The organism is Fervidicoccus sp. SLHALR4 (assembly GCF_058692745.1).
In genome coordinates this window covers 429721-449155 of the sequence record NZ_CP182483.1, presented here as the reverse complement: position 1 = coordinate 449155, position 19435 = coordinate 429721, and the positions used below count along the sequence as shown (strand labels likewise).

The following is a 19435-nucleotide window of genomic DNA, read 5'->3' as shown; positions in this document are numbered from 1 at the left end:
GCATCTGTTCGGGTCTACATCTGTCATATGCGGAGCAGCCAAGAAAGTCAGAGATTCCCATTTGGATCGATATTTTTCCATAGGCTTGGGGCTAACCCTCATCCCGGTTGCAAGGGTTAGGAAACCCTCATCGCCCGACATGCTCGCACAACCCTGTACTTCAATACACTCGCAGAAATTTATAAGCTTTCCATTCTCGCCTTAAAGGAGAGGCTTCCAGATGTAACTGCAGATACATCCATCAATGTCCGCTCGGCACACATGTCCTACTGACATGTCCTGCGCTATAAAGAAGACTTCTGCTCACCGCTTCAACACTTTATGGAACCTCCTTGCAACTCTTCTCAGCTCTGCATTAGGTTTCTCAAGCCTCCAAGCCACCTCACGCCGTTACTAGCGGATAAAATTATCCGCTAAGACCGTGGCTATTCGAATGCAGATGCGGAGAAGACTGCTGAGAGCGTGCTGATGAGCTATATAGAAACGGGATCTATTGAGGAGGGTTTGCACCTACGTGGGCTTTGATTAACCCACACAGGTGTTCATCACCCATGGAATCCTCCATGCCCGACTGCGGGAGCCATTCATTCCTTCGTGACTCCCCTCATCGAACATGGATTCATCTAGTGCTCATCCGCCTCGCCGTCTTCATCGGTGTCGAAATCTAGTAAGCTTATATCCTAAGTGATAATATATAAATTTTGACACCTATCAACACCTATAAAAAGCAAAACTGTTTCAGAAGGCGCTCAAGACGATCCCTCAATCTTCTAACGGAGATTACAACTGAAAGCCTCGATTTTTAAGGCGGGAATGAAAAGCTTCTACAAGTTGCAGCTTCTAACTTATTTTCAGCGATGATAATTAATGTGTGCGGGAGGCAAACCTCAAGCAAATCAATTGAAGCACACATAATCCATACAACACCTCCCGCAAGAAGATTGAGGCCTTCTGAGGCCGATGATTGCTTAAGGCAATCCATAATTCCAAATCTCCTAGAGGGGATAGGAGTAACGGGCCGGTTGCCCGGCCTGGACTAAACAAAAAGGATGCGTCTCCAAACATATGAATTGCTTGAAGGGCGAAGATCCCCTTTAGGGTGGGGAGGAGGCCAGATCTTTGCTTCAATTCTCATTTCGTCGCTCCACTCGATCTTCAATATTCACCTTCCACCGAGGGGCCCCTCCTCAATCGCCGCTCACAAATCCCGTGCTCGCTTGCCAGATGTTAAGCTCTTTCTGCACTCAGCAACAAAGGATCCGCTAATTCCATGCAAAAAGATCTTCCAGGTCCTTTGCGAGCTGAGCAACCTCCGAACTCATGCAGTCAGCCCAACCTTTCTGAAGATGTAGACCTTGAGGGGATCTATTCCTATTGTGAAAGCGGCCGAGTAGGCTAGAGAGAAGGCGACAGCAGAGGGAGAGATGGGCTCTACTATAGCTCCGAAGACCCCCAACAGAGAGAACGCCAGGATCACACCGATGATCGAAATAGTGAGCTCTCTTCCAGGTCTGCTCTTCCAGAACCAATCCCGCTCTCTGACTATCAATACTCTGAACTGGCTGGTGAACACCATGACCAGCAGGATGAACGTCTGCATTCCGCCCTCATCGAAGCCGAAGAGCCTCAGACCCAGGTAAATGGAGAGGAGAGCTTCAGCGAGGAGGGCTATTCCAACAACCGAAGATGAGACCATTATGTTCTTTATGTTCCACTTGTTTGGACTGAGAGAGGGCTCAGCGTTGTCAGTTGCGAGAGACATCGTTGCAAAGTCGTTGGCGAAGATGAGTAGGGCCATGCCCATCAGCGTGAGAACGTCGTAGTGAAGCCACATGAGTCCGAGGACAAGGAGGAAGGTGAACTGGATCACCTTAGTGACCTTGTTTATGAGCCAAGTCAGGGCCCTCTGGTAGACCTCCCTGCTCAGGACTATGGCATCGACGATCCCCCTAAGGCCGGGTGTCAGAAGGACCATCCCCGCTGAGCTCTTCGCAACATCTGTGGCATTTACTACAGCTATACCCAGCTCTGCCTGCTTGAGCGCAGGCGCATCATTCACCCCATCCCCAGTCATCCCGACCATGTGCCCTCTCTCCTGCAGCGACTTGACTATGGAGTACTTGTCTTCGGGATATACTTCAGCAATGAAGTCCGCCTTTTCAACGGCTTCTCTGAACTTATCCTGGTCTCCCTTTATTTCCGAGAGAGAGTACCCTTGGTCGCCTATTCCTACCCTCGAGGCGACCTCCTTCGCTATGGGGAAGCTGTCTCCCGTGAGCATCTTTGGCCTGACGTAGAGCTCTTTCAGCTTCTTGATGAGCTCCGGGGAATCGGGCCTAGGAGGATCGGAGAAAGCTATTAGCCCAACGATGTTCATCTGGCCGCCCTCTTCTCCGTAGGCGACGGCTATTGTCCTCAGCCCCCTCCGAGCGAGCCCCTCCAAGAGAGCATCCAGCTTCTCCGAAGCTGAGAAGCATATCCCCTTCAAAATCTGGGGAGCGCCCTTGGCGATCCTCATCCTTTTCCCATCAAGCTCAACGACTGCCTCCGTCCTCTTCAGGGAAGGGTCGAACGGAGTGAAGGAAATTTTCTTCCCCTTCCTCTCCACCTTAAGCTCCTCTGCCTTCTTCAATATGGCTTTATCTATGGGATCCTCCGTGCTGTCGGCGCTTGCATACGCAGCCAGCTCGATCACTTTCCTCTCATCCAGCGAGGGATTCAGAGGGATGATCTCTGTCACTTCCAGGGATCCGAGCGTTATGGTTCCGGTCTTGTCGAGGCAGAGTATGTCCACCGAAGCAGCATCCTCAACAGCATCCAGCCTCGAGACGAGGACTCCCTTCCTGGCGAGCTCCCTCGCTCCGCTGGCCTGCATGATCGTCATGACTGCGGGAAGGGCAACGGGGACGCACCCCATTAGTATAGCAACATCGAAGGTGAGAACGGATATCAATCCGTTCTTCAAGCCGGAAAGGTACACATATATGCTTGCAATGATCATCACCGCGAGGCCTATGTACATCGAGTATTTCGTCACAGTGAGCATTATCTCCTGCTGGTGGGACTTCGGCCTCGCAATCTTCACGAGCTCCGCAGTCCTTCCAAAATATGTGTTTCTGCCCGTTGCAACTACAATGCACTTAGCTCTTCCCCTCTTGACAAGTGAGCCGGAGAATATGATCCCTCCAGAGGAGACATCCACGGGCAGGCTCTCTCCCGTTAGAGCGGACTGGTCTACAGAGAGATCCCCCTCTATGATCTTGCAGTCTGCAGGAACAACATCTCCGAGCTCCACGATAGCAACATCTCCCGGAACGAGAAATCTGGAATCGATGACCTTCAGAGAGCCGTCTCTGAAAACTTTGGCTTTCGGGGAGAGCCTGCTCTTCAGCATCTCCAGAACCTTTCTGCTCGATTCCTGGTGCATGAAGCCTATAATGGCGTTCATGACGAGGAGAACTGCTATTATGGCGGCTTCGATGAAGTGCCCGATCAGGATCGAGAGAACTATAGCGATTTCGAGAAGCCACGGCATCGGCCCCCAGAACCTCTTCAGGAAGTCCACTGCCGCATTTCTCTTCTCCTCTTCGACAGCGTTTGGGCCGTATATTCTGAGCCTCCTCTCGGCCTCCTCCTCCTTCAGTCCGCTCGGATCAGTAGCAAGGAGCTTGAATACCTCATCGATGGATAAGCTTTCGAAGTCCTTGGTCTTCATCTTAGATGCTTCCACAGAGGGTCGCCCGATGAATAGTGAGGAGAACATGGGTTTATTTTTCTATGTCGCGGAAAAGCTCACTGCGCTATCGCTCTTCCTCAAGCCCTCCGCTTCACAGCCTCGAGGATGAAGGTCGCCCCTCCCAGCATGTAGAAGCATCGAGCTTTCCCGAAGAGCTTGGAGAAGAGGATGAAGAGAGAGGGGGTGCTGGGAAACCTCAAATATGTCCTCCTCAGCTCCATATACCTCTTCACCCCATCCCACCCCATGACTATTGCTCCTGCGAGGGGCGGAAGCAGGAGCATGAAGGGCCCTTCCAGGATCTTCGAGTAGAGCCTTCTCCTCACAGGCTTTCCGAGATCCAGGATCGCGATCGAACCCCCAGCTTTCACCGACTCATATGCTTCGTGGGCAGCCTTTCCGTAGTCAATGGCGTCTCGGAAGGAGAATGAGAACGTGGCTCCCAGCAGAGAGTTTCTTCTGAATGGAAGTGCTTCAAAAACACCCCTCACCAGCTCGACCCTTGGCTCCTCACTGAACCTGCTCTTCGCTTGAAGCAGCATTGGCTCCAGAGGGTCCAGGCCAACCACATAAACTCCTTTTCCCGCGTTTTTCAAAATCGTGGATATTGAACTGCCGGGGCCGCAGCCAGCATCCAGGATGATCCCTTCTTTTCCCCTGAAAATCCTCTCCACTTCCCTCCCGAAGACCTTCCTGACGTATCTGAGAGAGCCCATGCTCATTATGAGGTTCGCAGCATCGTAGACGTGGACGAGCTTCTCAAGCGTTCCCACTATTCTGAGCCATGACCGCACTCCCGAATCTGCCCTGTCCTCTTCTCTAGGCAAAGCTACTTCCTCAATATGTACCTGGTCTCCAGGCCGCTGTCCTGCAGCTCGATGCCAAGCTCTGCGAGAAGGCTCCTTATCTTGTCTGCCAGGTCGTACAGCCCCCTCTCCCGCAGGCTCCTCCTTACGGAAATCATCGCCTCTATCATTGCTCTAAGCCTCTGGTCCTCAGCTGCGGTTCCCTTCTCCGGCCTGTGGAAGCCGAAGACGAAGTTGGCCTCTTCGAGGAATAGGAGGAGCTGGCGGGCCAGCGCGGCGCTTTCCCTCGGCCTAACTCTTGAGAAGAAGATGTCTGAAGCCCTCCTCACAGCCTTGAGAGCTTCCGCAGTGTTGAAGTCGTCGCTCATGGCTTCGTGGAATTCCAGGTGTAGCCTCTCGATTTCTCTGAGGGCCCCGATGTCCTCATCGCTCAACCAGTAGTCCTGCCTTCCATCCTCCGCAATGGACTTCAGCTCCTTGTAAGCGGCTGAGAGCCTCTGCTGATTGGCTTCATGTTGCTGGAAAGAGTCTTCGCTGAATTCGAGCTGGCTCCTGTAGTGGGAGCTCAGAACCCACATCCTCACAACCTCTGGCCTCCACTTCTTCAGGACTTCATCTATGTACACCATGTTTCCCAGGCTCTTGCTCATCTTCTCCCCCCTTATCGTCAGCATGCCGGTATGCATCCAGTACTTAACCCAGGGCCTCACTCCGAAAAGAGCTTCCGATTGCGCCCTCTCGTTCTCGTGGTGGGGAAATATCAAATCTCCCCCGCCTCCATGTATATCTATGGGAACGCCGAGGTATCTCGAAGACATCACGCTGCACTCTATGTGCCAGCCCGGCCTCCCCTCTCCCCACGGGCTGCTCCAGTGCGGCTCCCCCTCCTTCATCCTCTTCCATAATGCAAAGTCGAAGGGATTTCTCTTCTCTCTCAGCACATCCTCCTCCTGCCTCCAGCTCTCAGCACTCTTCCTTCCCGAGAGCTCTCCATAGCGATCGTACTTGGAAACATCGAAGTAAACGCTCCCGTTTGATTCATAAGCATATTCGAGCTCCACGAGCTTCTCAATAGCTGAAATGATCTCTCTTATGTGAAGCGTTACCCTGGGAGAGAGAGTTGGGGCTATATCGAGTTGCTTCAGGACCTCCAAGTAGCTCTTGATGTTTTCCTCCGCCACATCGCTCCAGCTCTTCCCCTCCTCCTGCGCCCTCCTGATTATCTTGTCATCTATATCCGTTATGTTCTGAACGTGGACTACGTGGTAGCCTCGCAGGATGAGATACTTCTTCACGGCATCGAAGGCAATGTATGTCCTCGCATGCCCCAGGTGCGATCTGTCGTAAACTGTTGGGCCGCACACATACATCCTCACAATTCCCGGGGTGAAAGGCTCGAAGCTTTCCAGCCTCCTCGTGGCAGTGTTGAATACCTTCAACGAAGGCAGAGAGCTCAAACTTCCTGACCTCCGCTTTTATCTGGAGAGGAGGGATTATTATCGTTTCATTCTGCTTCTCGCAAGGAAGGCTGCGAGGACGGCTGAGAAAACCGCTATTCCTACAGGAAGCGGGATGTATATAGGAGCGTCCAGGGAGCACTGATAGGAGCTGGGGTTCAGCAGAGAGAGCGTCAACTCGCTGGAGAGAACAGAAGCGCTCCAGTTAGCCTGCGATCCGCACGTAAGCGAAGCATATGTGAACAGGTTCGGCATCTTTAGAAAAGAAGTGGAAGCATATGCAACAGCTTCGTATAAGCCTCTTCCCACCAGCGGGCCCCTCAGCTCTTCGCTCGGAGGCACCATCTTTCCATCAGCTTCTATGTATCTGAGGACCAGGTAAATTTCATAGCTGAGGGCAGTGCCCTCACCCTGCTTCAGGAGAACCCTCTGGCTCAGGTTCAGGGTGCTCCCCTCGGGGATCCATCCCGTGCGGTTTTCTCCATACAGCATCAAGCTGACGAGGTACTCCCTCCTGTACTCCAGCAGAATGTCCTCCGGTCCATTAACTATGAGAGGGAAGGTGACGTTCCTTCCGCTCGAATCGATGGCTCCTGTGATTACCAGCCTCGTCCCATTCTCGAAGTAGATTTCCTCCTCCACTGGAGGAGAGAAAGCCTCCCCCGCTTTGATCCAGAGCTCCGTGGCGTTGCCTGGAAGCAAAAGCCTAATCAAATATGTCCTCGAATAAACTGCGCTCAGATTCCCCGGAGATGCTATCCTGAAACTGTAGGGATCGATGGGAGATCCGTTGAAATAAGCTGAATCGAGCACGAGAGCTGTCCCGTTGCCCAAATCCTCAAATGTTGGAAGAACTGAGGCCGGGCTCTCCCCCTCTCTGACCCAAACGCTCTCTCTCACAGCCTCCGAGATTATGGAGAGCAGGTACTCCCTCGAATATACCAGGGTAAGATTCATGGGCCCTTCTACCTTATAGCTCGTCAGATTCACTTCCTCTCCATTAGCATAGGCTGTTTCCAGCAGCAGCCTTGTCTGGTTGGGGAACTCAATGGTCTCATTCACCAAACTGCTCAGAGGGGAGAGCCTGGGGACCCAAAGCACCAGCTCCCCCAGCGGATAGCTTATACCAACTCGGTACTCAACGGAATACTCAATGACGACAACGGATCCTGGCCCCACGGAAGATCCCTGCAACTTCTGCCCATTCACATATGCAACGGGATAAGTGAGCCTCGTCCCGTTCCCAAGGTCAACTGTCCTCAAGTACTGCGATATATCGCCGGTGCTCTGCAGGAAGCTGCCGTACGGCGTTATGACCAGAACCAGGCCGGACCAGAGCTCATATGCTGATGGGTTTCCCGGAGATATCCTGGATGCTCCTATGCCCGATGGTTGCGAGCTCGCTACCACACTCTCACGCGTTGCCGCCCCCACGCTCCAGGCGGAAAGGGGAGATGCCCACTTCCCAGAGAGGTTGTATGCGAGGGAGAGCTGAATGCTTCCACTGGAAAAAACAGCTATGGGCTCATCCCCTGAATATCCTCCGAGGACGAGCTCCACATCCAGAGGAACTCCATAGCCGCTCTTCTTCGAAGGATCCACAACTATCTCAGCATCAAGGACCTGAGCATATGGGGAGAGGATCACGGTATCGTAAGGGTTGCCGTCCACATAGAAGACCACCTTCGCCCCCCTCCCGTACTTCCCCACAGCTATGATCAGCTCATGATATCCTACGGGGAGCGCACTCTGCTTCCCATAAGCATAATACTGCTCTCCAGCAATCCTTCCGGAGAAGTAGACTCCTCCGTTTCCAGAGATGCCCGCAGCAGAGAAGGTCGAGAGAGAAGAGGTCGAGTTCCAGACATTGTCCAGGTAGCCCAGCTTGCCTCCATAGTCGTTCCTCCAGTCCAGAGCATTCTGCAGCCAATAGAGCTGTTCGTTTCCGTCGGCAAGCTTGAGCAGAAGGAATGCGTTCAGCTGAACCGAGAAGCCGGGAAATGCGTAAGTTCCGTTCTCGAAGTAAGAAATGGCGAAGGCATCTCTGCTCAAGTTGATCTCCCCTCTAACGGAGGAAGTTTCAATCCTGTAGAACGATCCCTGACCGGACATGAGCAAAGCTCCATAATCAGCTATCCCAACTGGTGCAGCATTGCCAAGAGGAGAAGCCCCGATCTTAATATTGGCAGAGACCCACCTCTCCACCGCAGGAGAGCCGCACATGCATACAACGATGCTCCCGCGATAATCTGCTGGAGCTTGACCAGGATTGTAGATCCCGATCTCCACGTTTGCAGGAGAATTAATATTGAGAGTCTCGTTAGAATTGAATTCAGTCGAAGGAGCGCTCCTGTAGAGATATTCTCCACTCTTCGCGTCCATTGCGAAGACCTCGATAGGTTGCGTCGAAGCTATCTGCAGCGAAAGGGTCAAATTGAGAGCACCGGGAGATGTGAAGTTGTATGTGTAGAAAACCATCTGGTTCGACCTGAGAGGTCCAATCTCGCTGTACCAATCCGTGAGGTTCAGCGATTCGCTGTAGCACTGAAAGAGCTCGACGCCTGCTGATTGCGCGCTCGCGGATTTTTCAGAAGTTGCGAGGAATAACAAAATGAGAAAAACCGAAGCAACCAGGAGGATCCTTCTCAAAGCTAATCACTTTCCCCAGCATGTTCACGAACGCTTCATAAGCTCGGAGAACTTCTTCACGAATCTCTCCATCTTCAGCTCTTCCGCTTTCTCGAGGGAGAGCTGCGAGTACTTCCTCCAGAGATCCCCCCTGCTCATGAGCTCAGCAACTGCTTCAGCAGCTTCTTCCTCACTCTCATATCCTATCCCCCTCTTTCCATTCTCAGCAAGGTCGCTCCATGCACCTCCGGACCTGTGCACAACTACTGGAAGTCCCCTCGCCATAGCTTCGGAAACAGCTATCCCCCAGTGCTCGTTGATTGTCGCATGCAGGAAAACCTTCGCCTTCCCAAAAACCGAGCTCTTCAGTGAGCTCGGAGCGTTGGGCAACAGGAACAGATCCGCTCTGCCGTCTGGGCTCTTCGAAACCCTCAGCCCGACATCCTCAGCCAGCTTCTCTATCCTGGTCAAGTAGTTCCTCGTGCTCCTTATTCCCGAGGACCCAATTATGTAGAGCCTTGCATCCTCTATCTCTTTCAAGACCTTTGGAAATACCCTCTCTATGACCCAGTGGTACCTCTTCTCCTCGCTGAACCTCCCAAGCATGACTGCAATGTTTTCCCTCTCTTCGAATGGTTCTAAAGGAGAGGAGGCCTCGGCTTCAATTGAGGGTGGAAGAGGAGGATTGAGAACCTCTGGCCTCTCTCCGTAGACCTCCTTTGCCCTCTCAGCTGTCCACGAAGAATTGGTAAGAACGAGATCCGAAGCTTCGAAGGGGTTGATCCCTATGAATCGGGGCAGGAGGAACTTGTAGACCCTCCAGTAAACATTCATCGGAAACTTGCTGTAGCGCTCGAGGATGTAGGGATCTTCCCCGTAAAAGTACCCCGTCCCCCTGTACTTTTCTTCAACCGACATCTCCAGAGGAAAGTGAATGTACTCTGCAGTCTTCACTCCCTTCTTCGTGAGATCTCTCAGGGACCTCCTCGCAGTTGGCTCGTCTGTGAAGAGCACTTCAGGCTTGAACTTCTTGAAAACTCTCTCAGCTACAACTGAGATGAGGAGCCTCAAGTATATTCCAAAAGCCCTGAGGTCCATCGGAAAGCTGTAGGCTTCCATCCCATCGAGGCTGATCCCGTACCACTTGGGGTACTTGCTGATGTCGATTTTCAGCGGCGAAGCCAAAGTGACTTTATACCCCATCGATTTGAGAGCTAGTGCTGCTGAGGAGCAGACCAGCTCTCCTCCTCCAGGTTCGTTCCAGTAGTGGTGAAGGACGACAGCCCTCTCCATGCTCTTCATCGGCTAAAGTTTCGGATGTTGGGCGTTATAACTCTTCTTCTGGTGCTCAAGCATTGGTGAGGAGGAAGCAGTTAGCAGGGAGGTCTAATGAATGCTCGGGAAACTTCAGTCGATCAGTATATTGAGCGCTGGTCTGAGGGGGGAGAACGGTATCCCGCTTCCAGAGTAGAACTTGCTGAACCATTCGTAGTAGTGCAGCCTCAGCGAGTGCGCGAAGACTATGATCCCCTCCAGACCCGCCGCCAGCAGGTTCCCAATTGCATATACCACAACGGCAGCAGCTGTGCCTGCTACACCACCCATCAACATTTCAGCAAGGACAGCAAAGCTGTACATGAGCCCCGCATGGGCGACGCTCAGTCCGAGAATTCTCAGGAAGCTCGCCGTGTTCCCTATCATCATGAGGACTGTGTCGAACATCTCCATGAACGACATCGTCAGCACCGAGGACAAAGAGCCGCTTTCGTGCTCGATGAGGTGAGCGAGCGGTTCTGCTATGAATATCGAGAGGAGCCCGAGGGCAGCTCCGTACTTTACGATCAGGCTTTCAACCCCTCCCCCTCCTCCGAACACGGCGCTATATATAAGGTGGCCCGCCTGTGGCGCGTTGTATATGACGAATGGGTAGAGGGCAAACGTGAATGCAAGGAACTTGGGGAGGCCGCGCGTCAGCATCCCCACAAGATCCCTTGAGAGAATGTGGTTGAGCATTCCTATGAAAGTTCCGAGGATGAGGAGAGTTGCACCCAGCCTCAGCGATATATTTATCATTATGTCCACGGCGCTGGCTCCTCCTTCGAACGGGGTCGGGAGCACTGGGTGGCCGTGCCAGAGGATTTCGCTCAGTTTTGTGAGCGGGCCGAAGAACTCTCCAGCCAGAATCCCCGTCACTATGCTCGCTCCTCCCAAATATAAAGCCAGCAACCCCGTATTCTTCCACCCTTCTCTCCCTCCCGCTTTCTTCATCAAGATGAACCCGAACAGCATCACAAGGAGGCCGTGACCAGCATCTGGAAACATCAGGGCGAATATCACGGGGAAAGTCACAGCTACCATGAGGGCCGGGTATACTTCGCTGGTCTTCGGGGCGCCGTAGTTGTCAACTAACATCTTGAAGGGCGCTAGCAGCTTAGGCACTGAGACTGCTGAGGGAGCTCTCTGCGCTCTGAACCCCCTCTCTGCCCTCCCCACGAACAGGATGTACTCCCCCCTGAGAGCCCTCTCCAGGGCCTTCTCCATCCTCCTGAGCTCGCTGGATGGCACAAACCCCCTCATCGCGACATAGAACTTGGTGAAGTTTGATAGCGACAGAAGCTTCAGGGCCTCTCCTGCCGTAGCAGCTTTGGCGTAGAGCTCTATTATTCTCTCCCTATACTTCAGAAGCTCTTCTTTCTTGGCCTCTATAGCGGCTTCAAGCTCCTCCAGCCTCTCCCTGATTTCTTCGCATGCCGCCGCCGGATTCTGCGGCAACCCCTCCGGCACTTCGAGCTGCTTGAAGCCTATGGAGAGAAGCTTCTTCTCTACTTCCTTTTCCCTCTCCTTCAAAGCTATAACAGCTATGTTGTAGCTTCCCTCGCTCTTCTGCCAGACGATGAAGTATTCATCTGAGAAGAGAGGGGGGATGCTCTGGACCTGCTCTTTCGGTACCTCTCCAATCTTCACGGCAAATAAATTCAGCTCAGACAGCTTCCTGAGCTCTACGTCCAGTGAGCATACCGATTCCAGGTCCTTCAAAATATCCATGAGCTTCGATGCCTGTTGCCTGCTCTCCCTTATCTGAGAAAGGAGGGGATCTGCTTCTGCCTCAAGCTTTGAGATCTCCTTGACAAGCTCCTGAGAGAAGGCAACCCAGTCCTCGACCCTTATCGATTCATCTACACGAGGGGAGAACTCCCTCAGCTCCTTCAGATATTCCTCCAGCTTCTTAAGCTTTGAGGAAATCTCGAAGCTTGTCCTCTGAACGAAAACATCTTGAGCGCCGGGAAAAGAGGAATCGAGCGAAACCGGGTGGAAGCTTCCGCTAGAGAGCAGAACAGAAGTCAAGGTGTTAGCTTTCTCCCTGGTAGTGATCAGCACCACTTCAGCCAGCACTTCCGGAACGAGCATCGACCTATACCTCTTTCTGCAGAAGCATTGAAAAAATCACGGGGCATCCTTTTTAATATTTGCTTCTCATCCACTGTAGCATCTTCTCGGCATATTCGATTCACCGCTTCAACCTATCGCTTTGCTCGCTTTCAAACTTTCAAAGTATATATAGAGGTGCTCTACAAAGTCTCTGCTGCAGTTTCCTGGTCTCAGCTTCATCGGGGGGACGCGATGAGCTCCAATCCCAGAGAGGGAAAGGTTGTGGTTATAGGAAGCGCCGACATTGTTGCGATGTACAGGACGCTGGGATGCCTCGGGGAGGTGCAGAGAGATCCAGCTGAGGCACTCAGGCTTGTAGATGTCTACGCCAACAGGAGCGATGTTTCCTTGATACTGATCGAAAAGGACCTGGGACAAATGATCGAGAGGGATGTAGAGAAGATCAGGAGGAGGACTGGGAAGATAATCTTCATGCTCCCCTCTCCGAGGACCGAGTTCGCCCCATCGAACATGAGGGAGGAAGTGCTTAAGGCTCTTGGATTCGGATGATTGTTCGGATACAGGCTAAGTATTTATAGGGATGCAATTCAATTTAAGAGCCGTTCTCAAGGTGGTTCGCGTGGAAGGGGGGAGGCCCGAAAAGCTCAGCGGCGCAGCTGTGGAGAAGATATCGAAGGAATACTCGGATTACTTGGCCGGCGTCAAGAAAGATGCGTTGAGCATGCTGGAGGACGGCTACAGAAAGATCCGGTCTGAAACATCCTCAGCTCTCATCGAGCTTTACTCTTCCTATGAGGATTACACCAAAAGCCTCGAAGCTTCTCTCGAGCTCAACCTCAGGCTCTCTGTGCAGAAAAAGAGGAACGAAATCATAGAAGCGGTGCTCGCAGAAGCGGAGAAGAGGTTATTTGAGCTAGGAGAGAAGGAGAGAGAAAAGCTCTACAGCTCTGCCCTGAAGAGAGCCCTAAGCAGCGCCCTCGGAAGAAAGTTCGAGCTGCACACAGAAGCTAGGGAAAAGAAGATGTTTGAGAAGCTCATCAAAAAAATGACGGATGAGGAGGTCGAAGTGAAGGCAGACCTGCCTGAAGGCAGTGGGGGGTTCGTCCTCTACTTCACCGATACTGGGATCTCCCAGGACTTCACTTTGAAGAGGGCGTTCGAGCTCATGAAGGATGAGCTCATGGTAGTTGCAAGGAAGTCTCTGTTTGAGGAGGAGTGATCTTCTTGAGCGTTCTGGGAAGAATAAAGAGGATATCTGGATCGCTCGTCGTAGCGGAGGACATGGCCGGCATAAAGATGTATGAAGTCGTCGAGGTAGGGGAAGAGGGCCTCGTAGGAGAGGTCTCGAGGATCGAGGGCGACATCGCATATATCCAGGTATATGAATCAACATCTGGATTGAGGCCTGGAGAGGTGGTAAGGGGCACAGGGAACCCCCTGGCAGTGGAGCTGGGGCCGGGGCTGATAGGACAGATATTCGATGGCATCCAGAGGCCCCTCGAGGAAATAAAGAAGCTCAGCAGCTCAATTTTCGTGAAGAGGGGCATACGCATTCCAGCGCTACCAAGAGAAAAGAAGTGGCACTTCAGGCCTAGCGATCAAGTGAAGCCCGGTTCAAAAATAAATGGTGGAACGGTTCTCGGAGTTACGAAGGAAAGCGAGCTGATTGAGCACAGAATACTCGCACCTCCAAACATCCACGGAACTCTGAAGGAGATCCAGCCTGAGGGGGACTACACAATAGAAGATGAGATAGGCACTGTTGAGCAGGATGGAAAGAAGGTACCCCTCAGGCTGCACCACACCTGGCCAGTTAGGATACCGAGACCCTATCTTGAGAAGCTGGAACCAAACGAGCCCCTCATCACCGGGCTCAGGATAATAGATACGCTGTTTCCGATAGCCAAGGGAGGGACAGCTGGCAATCCCGGGAGGCTTCGGAACAGGAAAGACTGTAACTCTCCACGGCCTCGCCCAGTGGAGCGAAGCTAAGGTTGTCATATACATAGGATGCGGGGAAAGAGGTAACGAGATGACGGAGGTTCTGGAGAGGTTCCCGGAGTACAAGGATCCGTGGACGGGGAGGCCGCTTATGGAGAGGACAATCTTGATCGCGAACACCAGCAACATGCCGGTTGCTGCGAGGGAGGCGAGCATATACGTAGGGATAACGATGGCGGAGTACTACAGGGACCAGGGCTACGATGTGCTGCTCGTAGCTGACTCCACGAGCAGGTGGGCTGAAGCCCTCAGGGAGATCGCTGGAAGGCTGGAAGAGATGCCCGCAGAGGAGGGGTATCCCAGCTATCTGGCATCAAGGATCGCTGAGTTCTACGAGAGGGCCGGAAGGGTTGTTGCTGCTGGCGATCCGAGGAGGGTCGGCTCAGTGACCGTTGGGGGAGCAGTCTCACCGCCCGGAGGAGACTTCACTGAGCCGGTAACCAGCCACACGAGAAGGTTTGTCAGAGTTTTCTGGGCTCTCGATACATCGCTCGCCTATTCGAGGCACTACCCAGCCATCAACTGGCTCATCAGCTACAGCGCCTACGCCGATACAGTGAGCGAGTGGTGGGTGAAGAACGTCGACAAGAGCTGGCCGGAGGACAGGAGGAAGGCCCTCGAGATACTCTACAGGGAGAATGAAGTTAGAGAGATAGTGAGGCTTGTGGGAACCGAAGGGCTGAGCGAATCGGATAAGCTGATACTGTTCACAGCAAGGCTGCTGAAGGACGGGTTCCTCAAGCAGAACGCCTTCGATCCAATAGATGCCTTCTCAGACCCGAAGAGGCAGTACAAAATGCTCCGCTCAATCCTCACAGTTCACGAAGCCGTTAGCTCTTTGATCTCTCAAGGTAAAGCTGCAATGGGGGACGTTGAGGCGGCAATCTCCGATCTTGTTGCACAGCTGGTCAGGGGAAGATACACAATCCCCCACGACAGGCTCGAAGAGTTCGACGCCATCGTGGGGAAGATCCTCGAAAAGCTGAAGGAAATCGAGAAGGGGAGGTGATGTTTCATGGCTGCGAGGGGGAAGAGGAGAGTCGCTGGTGCTATTGAATCGAGAGAGGTGGAGAGAATAAGGGGGCCGCTCCTGTTCGTCAGGATATCCTCAGGTGTCGCTTTCGATGAGATAGTTGAAGTGGAGCTTTCAGGCGGAGAGAAGAGGAGGGGGAGGGTTCTCGACGTCAGCTCCAATGTTGCAGTGATTCAGGTGTTCGAAGGGACAACGGGGATCTCGACAACGGGCACAACAGTTAGGTTCCTCGGAAAGACCCTCGAGATAGGGGTTTCCGAGGACATGCTGGGAAGGATATTCAACGGCCTGGGAGACCCAATAGATGGAGGACCAGCGATAATAGCTGAGGACAAGAGGGACGTTAACGGAGAGCCGCTCAACCCAGCCTCCAGGGCTTACCCCAAAGACTTCATTCAGACCGGTGTGAGCGCCATAGACGGGATGAACACGTTGGTGAGGGGGCAGAAGCTCCCGATATTCAGCGGAGGCGGTCTGCCTCACAATATTCTCGCTGCCCAGATAGCGAGGCAGTCGGTCGTCAGGGGGGAGAACGAGCAGTTCGCCGTCGTCTTCGCGGCTATAGGCATAAAGTACGACGACTTCCTCTTCTTCAGAAAGTTCTTCGAGGAGACGGGCGCTCGAAGCAAGGTGGCCATGTTCGTCAACCTGGCAAACGAACCGGCTATGATAAGGCTTATGACTCCGAGGGTTGCGCTCACCCTAGCGGAGTACCTAGCGTACGAGAGGGACATGCATGTGCTGGCAATAATAACCGACATGACCAACTACGCAGAGGCCCTCAGGGAGATAAGCTCTGCGAGGGAGGAGATACCCGGGAGGCAGGGGTATCCTGGCTACATGTACAGCGACCTCGCTTCAATATACGAGAGGGCGGGAAGGGTCGTGGGCAAGAAGGGGAGCATAACCCAGATGCCCATACTCTCAATGCCGAACGACGATATAACCCACCCGATCCCAGACCTGACAGGATACATAACGGAGGGCCAGATAGTTCTGGACAGGGGGCTCTACAACAGAGGCATCTACCCTCCAGTAAACGTGCTCATGAGCCTCTCCAGGCTCATGAAGGAAGGCATTGGACCGGGAAAGACCAGAGAGGACCACAACGATGTCTACAACCAGCTCTACGCTGCCTACAGCAGAGCTCAGGAGCTCAGGAGCCTGGCAACTATAATAGGAGAGGAGAGCCTCAGCCCCACAGACAAGAAGTACTTGAGGTTCGGCGAAGTATTCGAGAGGACGTTCATAAATCAGCTTCCCACCGAGAACAGGAGCATAGAGGAGACCCTCGATATTGCCTGGAACGTTCTCTCCATATTGCCTGAGAACGAGCTGACCAACATAAGGCCGGAGCACATTCAGAAGTACTACAAGAAGAGCTGAGGCAGGGGGAATGAGCTCAGACAGCAGAAGCAGGCTTCCCACGAAGATCAACCTGATCAGGCTGAAGAGAGACCTGGCCCTGATAAGGAGGATAAGGAAGGTTCTGGACGAGAAGAGATCGGCGCTCCTCCTCTACATCAGGACAATGATATCTGAATATGAGAAGCTCTATGCACAGACGGCTGAGGATCTGAAGAGGGCATACTCGAAGTTCGAGGAAGCCCTCCGCGAAACGGGCCTGAAGAGGTCCCTCGACCTAGCCTACAGCGTTCCCCCAAGCCTCCTGATCTCTGCGAGGACGAAGATAGTCTTCTCGGTCAAGACCCCATACCTCTCCCTGAACAGGGAATCCATTCCCAGGCTCTCGCACCCAGCAGACATCCCCCCAGGAATATTTGAGGCGAGGGAGGAGCTGGCTGGAGCCTTCGAGAGGCTCCTCAAGCTGATAGAGCTGGAGAACTCCATCTACATGCTTATAGCTGAGCTCAAGAGCACCCAGCGGCTGATAAACTCAATTGACTATGCTATAATGCCCGACTACGAGAGGAGCATAAAGTACATATCCCTCATTTTGGATGAGAGGATGAGAGAAGAGTTCATGAGGCTCAAAGTCCTCAAGGAGAAGAGAGCATCTGCCTCCCGCGAGGAGAGAGGATAGTCTCGTCTCTCCAAATTAGCAACATTTAAAAGCGAGGAGTTGAACAGATATGAACCAGTTCTTTGTGAGGGAATGAGTATGATGATCCGCAGGTTCGTGCTCTACGGAATGCTCGCCGTGCTTTCCTTAGCGCTGCTCGCTTCAATTGCATCCGCCCAGACAACCGCAACTGCTGCTGAGACCTCCACAGCAAGCTACAAGGCTCTTGGAGCTGCCTTAGCTGTGGGTCTCGCCGGCCTGGGAGGAGGCTATGCTGTCGCTGTTGCAGGTTCGGCAGGCCTCAGCGCTCTGACAGAGAAGTCTGAGCTCTTCAGCAACGTCCTTCTCATCGTAGCGCTGGGAGAGGGAATAGCGATATACGGGCTCATAGTAGCCATCCTGATAATAATAATGATATAGCGAGGATAAAATCTCTCAAAAGCTTTGTTCGCAGACTTTTTTTATTTCCCTGTGGGACGATGAAAAAGCCTTTGTGGAGATGGATCATGCCTGCTCCCGCTGCCAACTTCGGGGAGTGGTTCGACAGGGTGCTGAGAGAGGCGGAGATCTACGACTACGGCAGGTACCCAGTAAAGGGGATGGGCGTTTGGCTGCCCTACGGCTATGCATTGAGGAAGAACGTCATCGAGCTCGTCAGGAGGGAGCTCGATTCAACAGGCCACGAGGAGGTTCTCTTCCCCCTTCTCATACCCGAAGATCTGCTGGTCAAGGAAGAAGAGCACATACGGGGCTTCAGAGATGAGGTCTACTGGGTCACCCACGGAGGCCTCGAGGAGCTGGATGTGAAGCTGGCCCTCAGGCCTACAAGCGAGACCTCCATAAGCTACATGGAGAGCCTGTGGCTCAACAGCTACAAGCAGCTCCCGAAGAAGTACTACCAGATAGTGAGCATATTCCGCTACGAGACTAAGTCCACGAGGCCCCTCCTCAGGCTCAGGGAAGTCACAACGTTCAAAGAAGCGCACACTGCGCACTCTTCATTCGAGGATGCGGACAGGCAGGTTAGGGAAGCAGTAGAGATCTACTCGAAGATATTCGATCAGCTCGGCATACCCTATGTCGTATCTAAGAGGCCAGATTTCGATAAGTTCGCGGGAGCCCTCTACACTGTAGCATTCGATACAATACTGCCGGACGGAAGGGCCCTTCAAATAGGGACTGTCCACCACCTCGGCCAGTCTTTCTCCAAGCCGATAGATGTCAAGATAATGCTGAGCGATGAAAGCATCGATTACGTCTGGCAGACAAGCTACGGAATATCGGACAGAGTGATAGCATCTCTGATCGCAACCCATGGAGATGAGAGGGGAGCGGTCATCCCTCCAGGCCTCTCTCCAATCCAGGCCGTCATAGTTCCGATATACTTCAATGAGGAAGAGAAGAGATCCGTGCTGGAGTATTCGAGAACGATAGAGAGCAAGCTGAAGGACTGCGGCTACAGAGTGAAGCTGGACGACAGGGAGGAAATGACCCCCGGAAGGAAGTTCTACGATTGGGAGATGAAGGGAGTTCCAATAAGGGTTGAGATAGGGAAGAGGGAGATCGCTACCTCTTCCGTTGTGCTGGCAAGAAGGGACCTCCTCAAGAGGAAGACGGTCTCATCCTCGGACATGTGCTCCGAAGTATCCTCCCTCAGCGCGGAAATAGAGGAGAACCTCAGGAGGAAGGCGTGGGAAAGCTTCAGCTCGAAAATCAAGCGCTCTGAGAAGATTGAGGCAGATCTCGGGGACGAGGGCGGGAGAGGGATACTCGAAGTTCCCTGGTGCGGGAGAGATGAGTGCGCTCTCAAGGCCCAGGAGCTCAGCGGCCTCAAGGCCTTGGGCTCCCCAATCGACCCCCCAACCTGGATAAAGGGCACAAGATGCCCCGTATGCGGAAGGGAAGCGAAGACCTCCCTGAGGCTGGCTAAAACTTACTGAATCAAACGCTTTTCATTTCCTCTTCTCTATGGAACAGCTCGCTTTAGATCACACCTGCAAAGGTTTAAAATCTTCTGGAGCATATAGAAAGGATGCGCGCTTGTCCATTCAGCAGGAGGAGATAGTCTAAATGCCGAAGAAGAGAGAGAGCAGAGGAAGGCACAAGGGAGGAAAGGGATACGTAGAGAGAATTCAGTGCGATAACTGCGGAAGGCTAGTGCCAGAAGACAAGGCAATCTGCGTGGAGAGGATGTACTCTCCCATTGAGCCACAACTAGCTAGGGAGCTCGAGAAGAAGGGAGCAATAATAGCGAGATATCCTGTGAGGAAGTGCTACTGCATCTCCTGCGCTATCCATCTGGGAATCGTGAAGGTCAGAGCAGAAGAGGAGAGGAAGGCAAAGCAGAGCTTGCTGTGAGCT

General features: G+C 53.0%; 13 protein-coding genes and 1 pseudogene. 8 read left to right on the top strand and 6 right to left on the bottom strand.

Annotated features, from left to right (window positions below):
* Positions 1–1318: 1318 nt before the first annotated feature.
* From ACLGLO_RS02325 to ACLGLO_RS02300, 6 genes are all read right to left on the bottom strand, one after another.
* Positions 1319–3730 (bottom strand): plasma-membrane proton-efflux P-type ATPase, encoded by a 2412-nt coding sequence (locus ACLGLO_RS02325; protein WP_492128791.1) that lies wholly within the window; start codon positions 3728–3730, stop codon positions 1319–1321.
* Between the two features lie 83 nt (positions 3731–3813).
* The gene (locus tag ACLGLO_RS02320; RefSeq protein ID WP_492128790.1) at positions 3814–4563 is read right to left on the bottom strand and encodes a class I SAM-dependent methyltransferase; all 750 of its coding nucleotides are present in this window, start codon (positions 4561–4563) and stop codon (positions 3814–3816) included.
* A 2-nt stretch (positions 4564–4565) separates the two neighbouring features.
* Entirely contained in the window at positions 4566–5999 is a 1434-nt protein-coding gene (cysS, locus tag ACLGLO_RS02315; protein WP_492128789.1) for a cysteine--tRNA ligase, read from the bottom strand.
* Positions 6000–6038: 39 nt separating this feature from the next.
* Positions 6039–8648, bottom strand: a complete 2610-nt coding sequence (locus ACLGLO_RS02310) for a thermopsin family protease (protein WP_492128788.1) — start codon at positions 8646–8648, stop codon at positions 6039–6041.
* A gap of 24 nt (positions 8649–8672) precedes the next feature.
* Entirely contained in the window at positions 8673–9920 is a 1248-nt protein-coding gene (locus ACLGLO_RS02305; protein ID WP_492128787.1) for a glycosyltransferase family 4 protein, read from the bottom strand.
* A 114-nt stretch (positions 9921–10034) separates the two neighbouring features.
* Positions 10035–12035 (bottom strand): V-type ATP synthase subunit I, encoded by a 2001-nt coding sequence (locus ACLGLO_RS02300; protein ID WP_492128786.1) that lies wholly within the window; start codon positions 12033–12035, stop codon positions 10035–10037.
* A gap of 213 nt (positions 12036–12248) precedes the next feature.
* Here ACLGLO_RS02300 and ACLGLO_RS02295 point away from each other — a divergent pair, with 213 nt between their 5' ends.
* From ACLGLO_RS02295 to ACLGLO_RS02260, 8 genes and pseudogenes are all read left to right on the top strand, one after another.
* Entirely contained in the window at positions 12249–12566 is a 318-nt protein-coding gene (locus tag ACLGLO_RS02295) for a V-type ATP synthase subunit F (protein WP_492128785.1), read from the top strand.
* Positions 12567–12636: 70 nt separating this feature from the next.
* A complete protein-coding gene (locus ACLGLO_RS02290; RefSeq protein ID WP_492128784.1) occupies positions 12637–13236 on the top strand; it encodes a V-type ATP synthase subunit E in 600 nt (199 codons plus the stop codon).
* Positions 13237–13298: 62 nt separating this feature from the next.
* Positions 13299–15027: pseudogene (locus ACLGLO_RS02285) on the top strand (V-type ATP synthase subunit A).
* 6 nt (positions 15028–15033) lie between these two features.
* Positions 15034–16437: a V-type ATP synthase subunit B gene (locus ACLGLO_RS02280; RefSeq protein ID WP_492128783.1), complete on the top strand. Its 1404-nt coding sequence runs from the start codon at positions 15034–15036 to the stop codon at positions 16435–16437.
* Positions 16438–16447: 10 nt separating this feature from the next.
* Entirely contained in the window at positions 16448–17095 is a 648-nt protein-coding gene (locus ACLGLO_RS02275; protein ID WP_492128782.1) for a V-type ATP synthase subunit D, read from the top strand.
* 78 nt (positions 17096–17173) lie between these two features.
* Complete coding sequence (locus ACLGLO_RS02270; RefSeq protein WP_492128781.1) at positions 17174–17494, top strand: ATP synthase subunit c family protein; 321 nt, start codon at positions 17174–17176, stop codon at positions 17492–17494.
* An 86-nt stretch (positions 17495–17580) separates the two neighbouring features.
* The gene (gene proS / locus ACLGLO_RS02265; protein WP_492128780.1) at positions 17581–19014 is read left to right on the top strand and encodes a proline--tRNA ligase; all 1434 of its coding nucleotides are present in this window, start codon (positions 17581–17583) and stop codon (positions 19012–19014) included.
* A 130-nt stretch (positions 19015–19144) separates the two neighbouring features.
* Complete coding sequence (locus tag ACLGLO_RS02260) at positions 19145–19432, top strand: 30S ribosomal protein S26e (RefSeq protein WP_492128779.1); 288 nt, start codon at positions 19145–19147, stop codon at positions 19430–19432.
* The last annotated feature ends 3 nt before the right edge of the window (positions 19433–19435 follow it).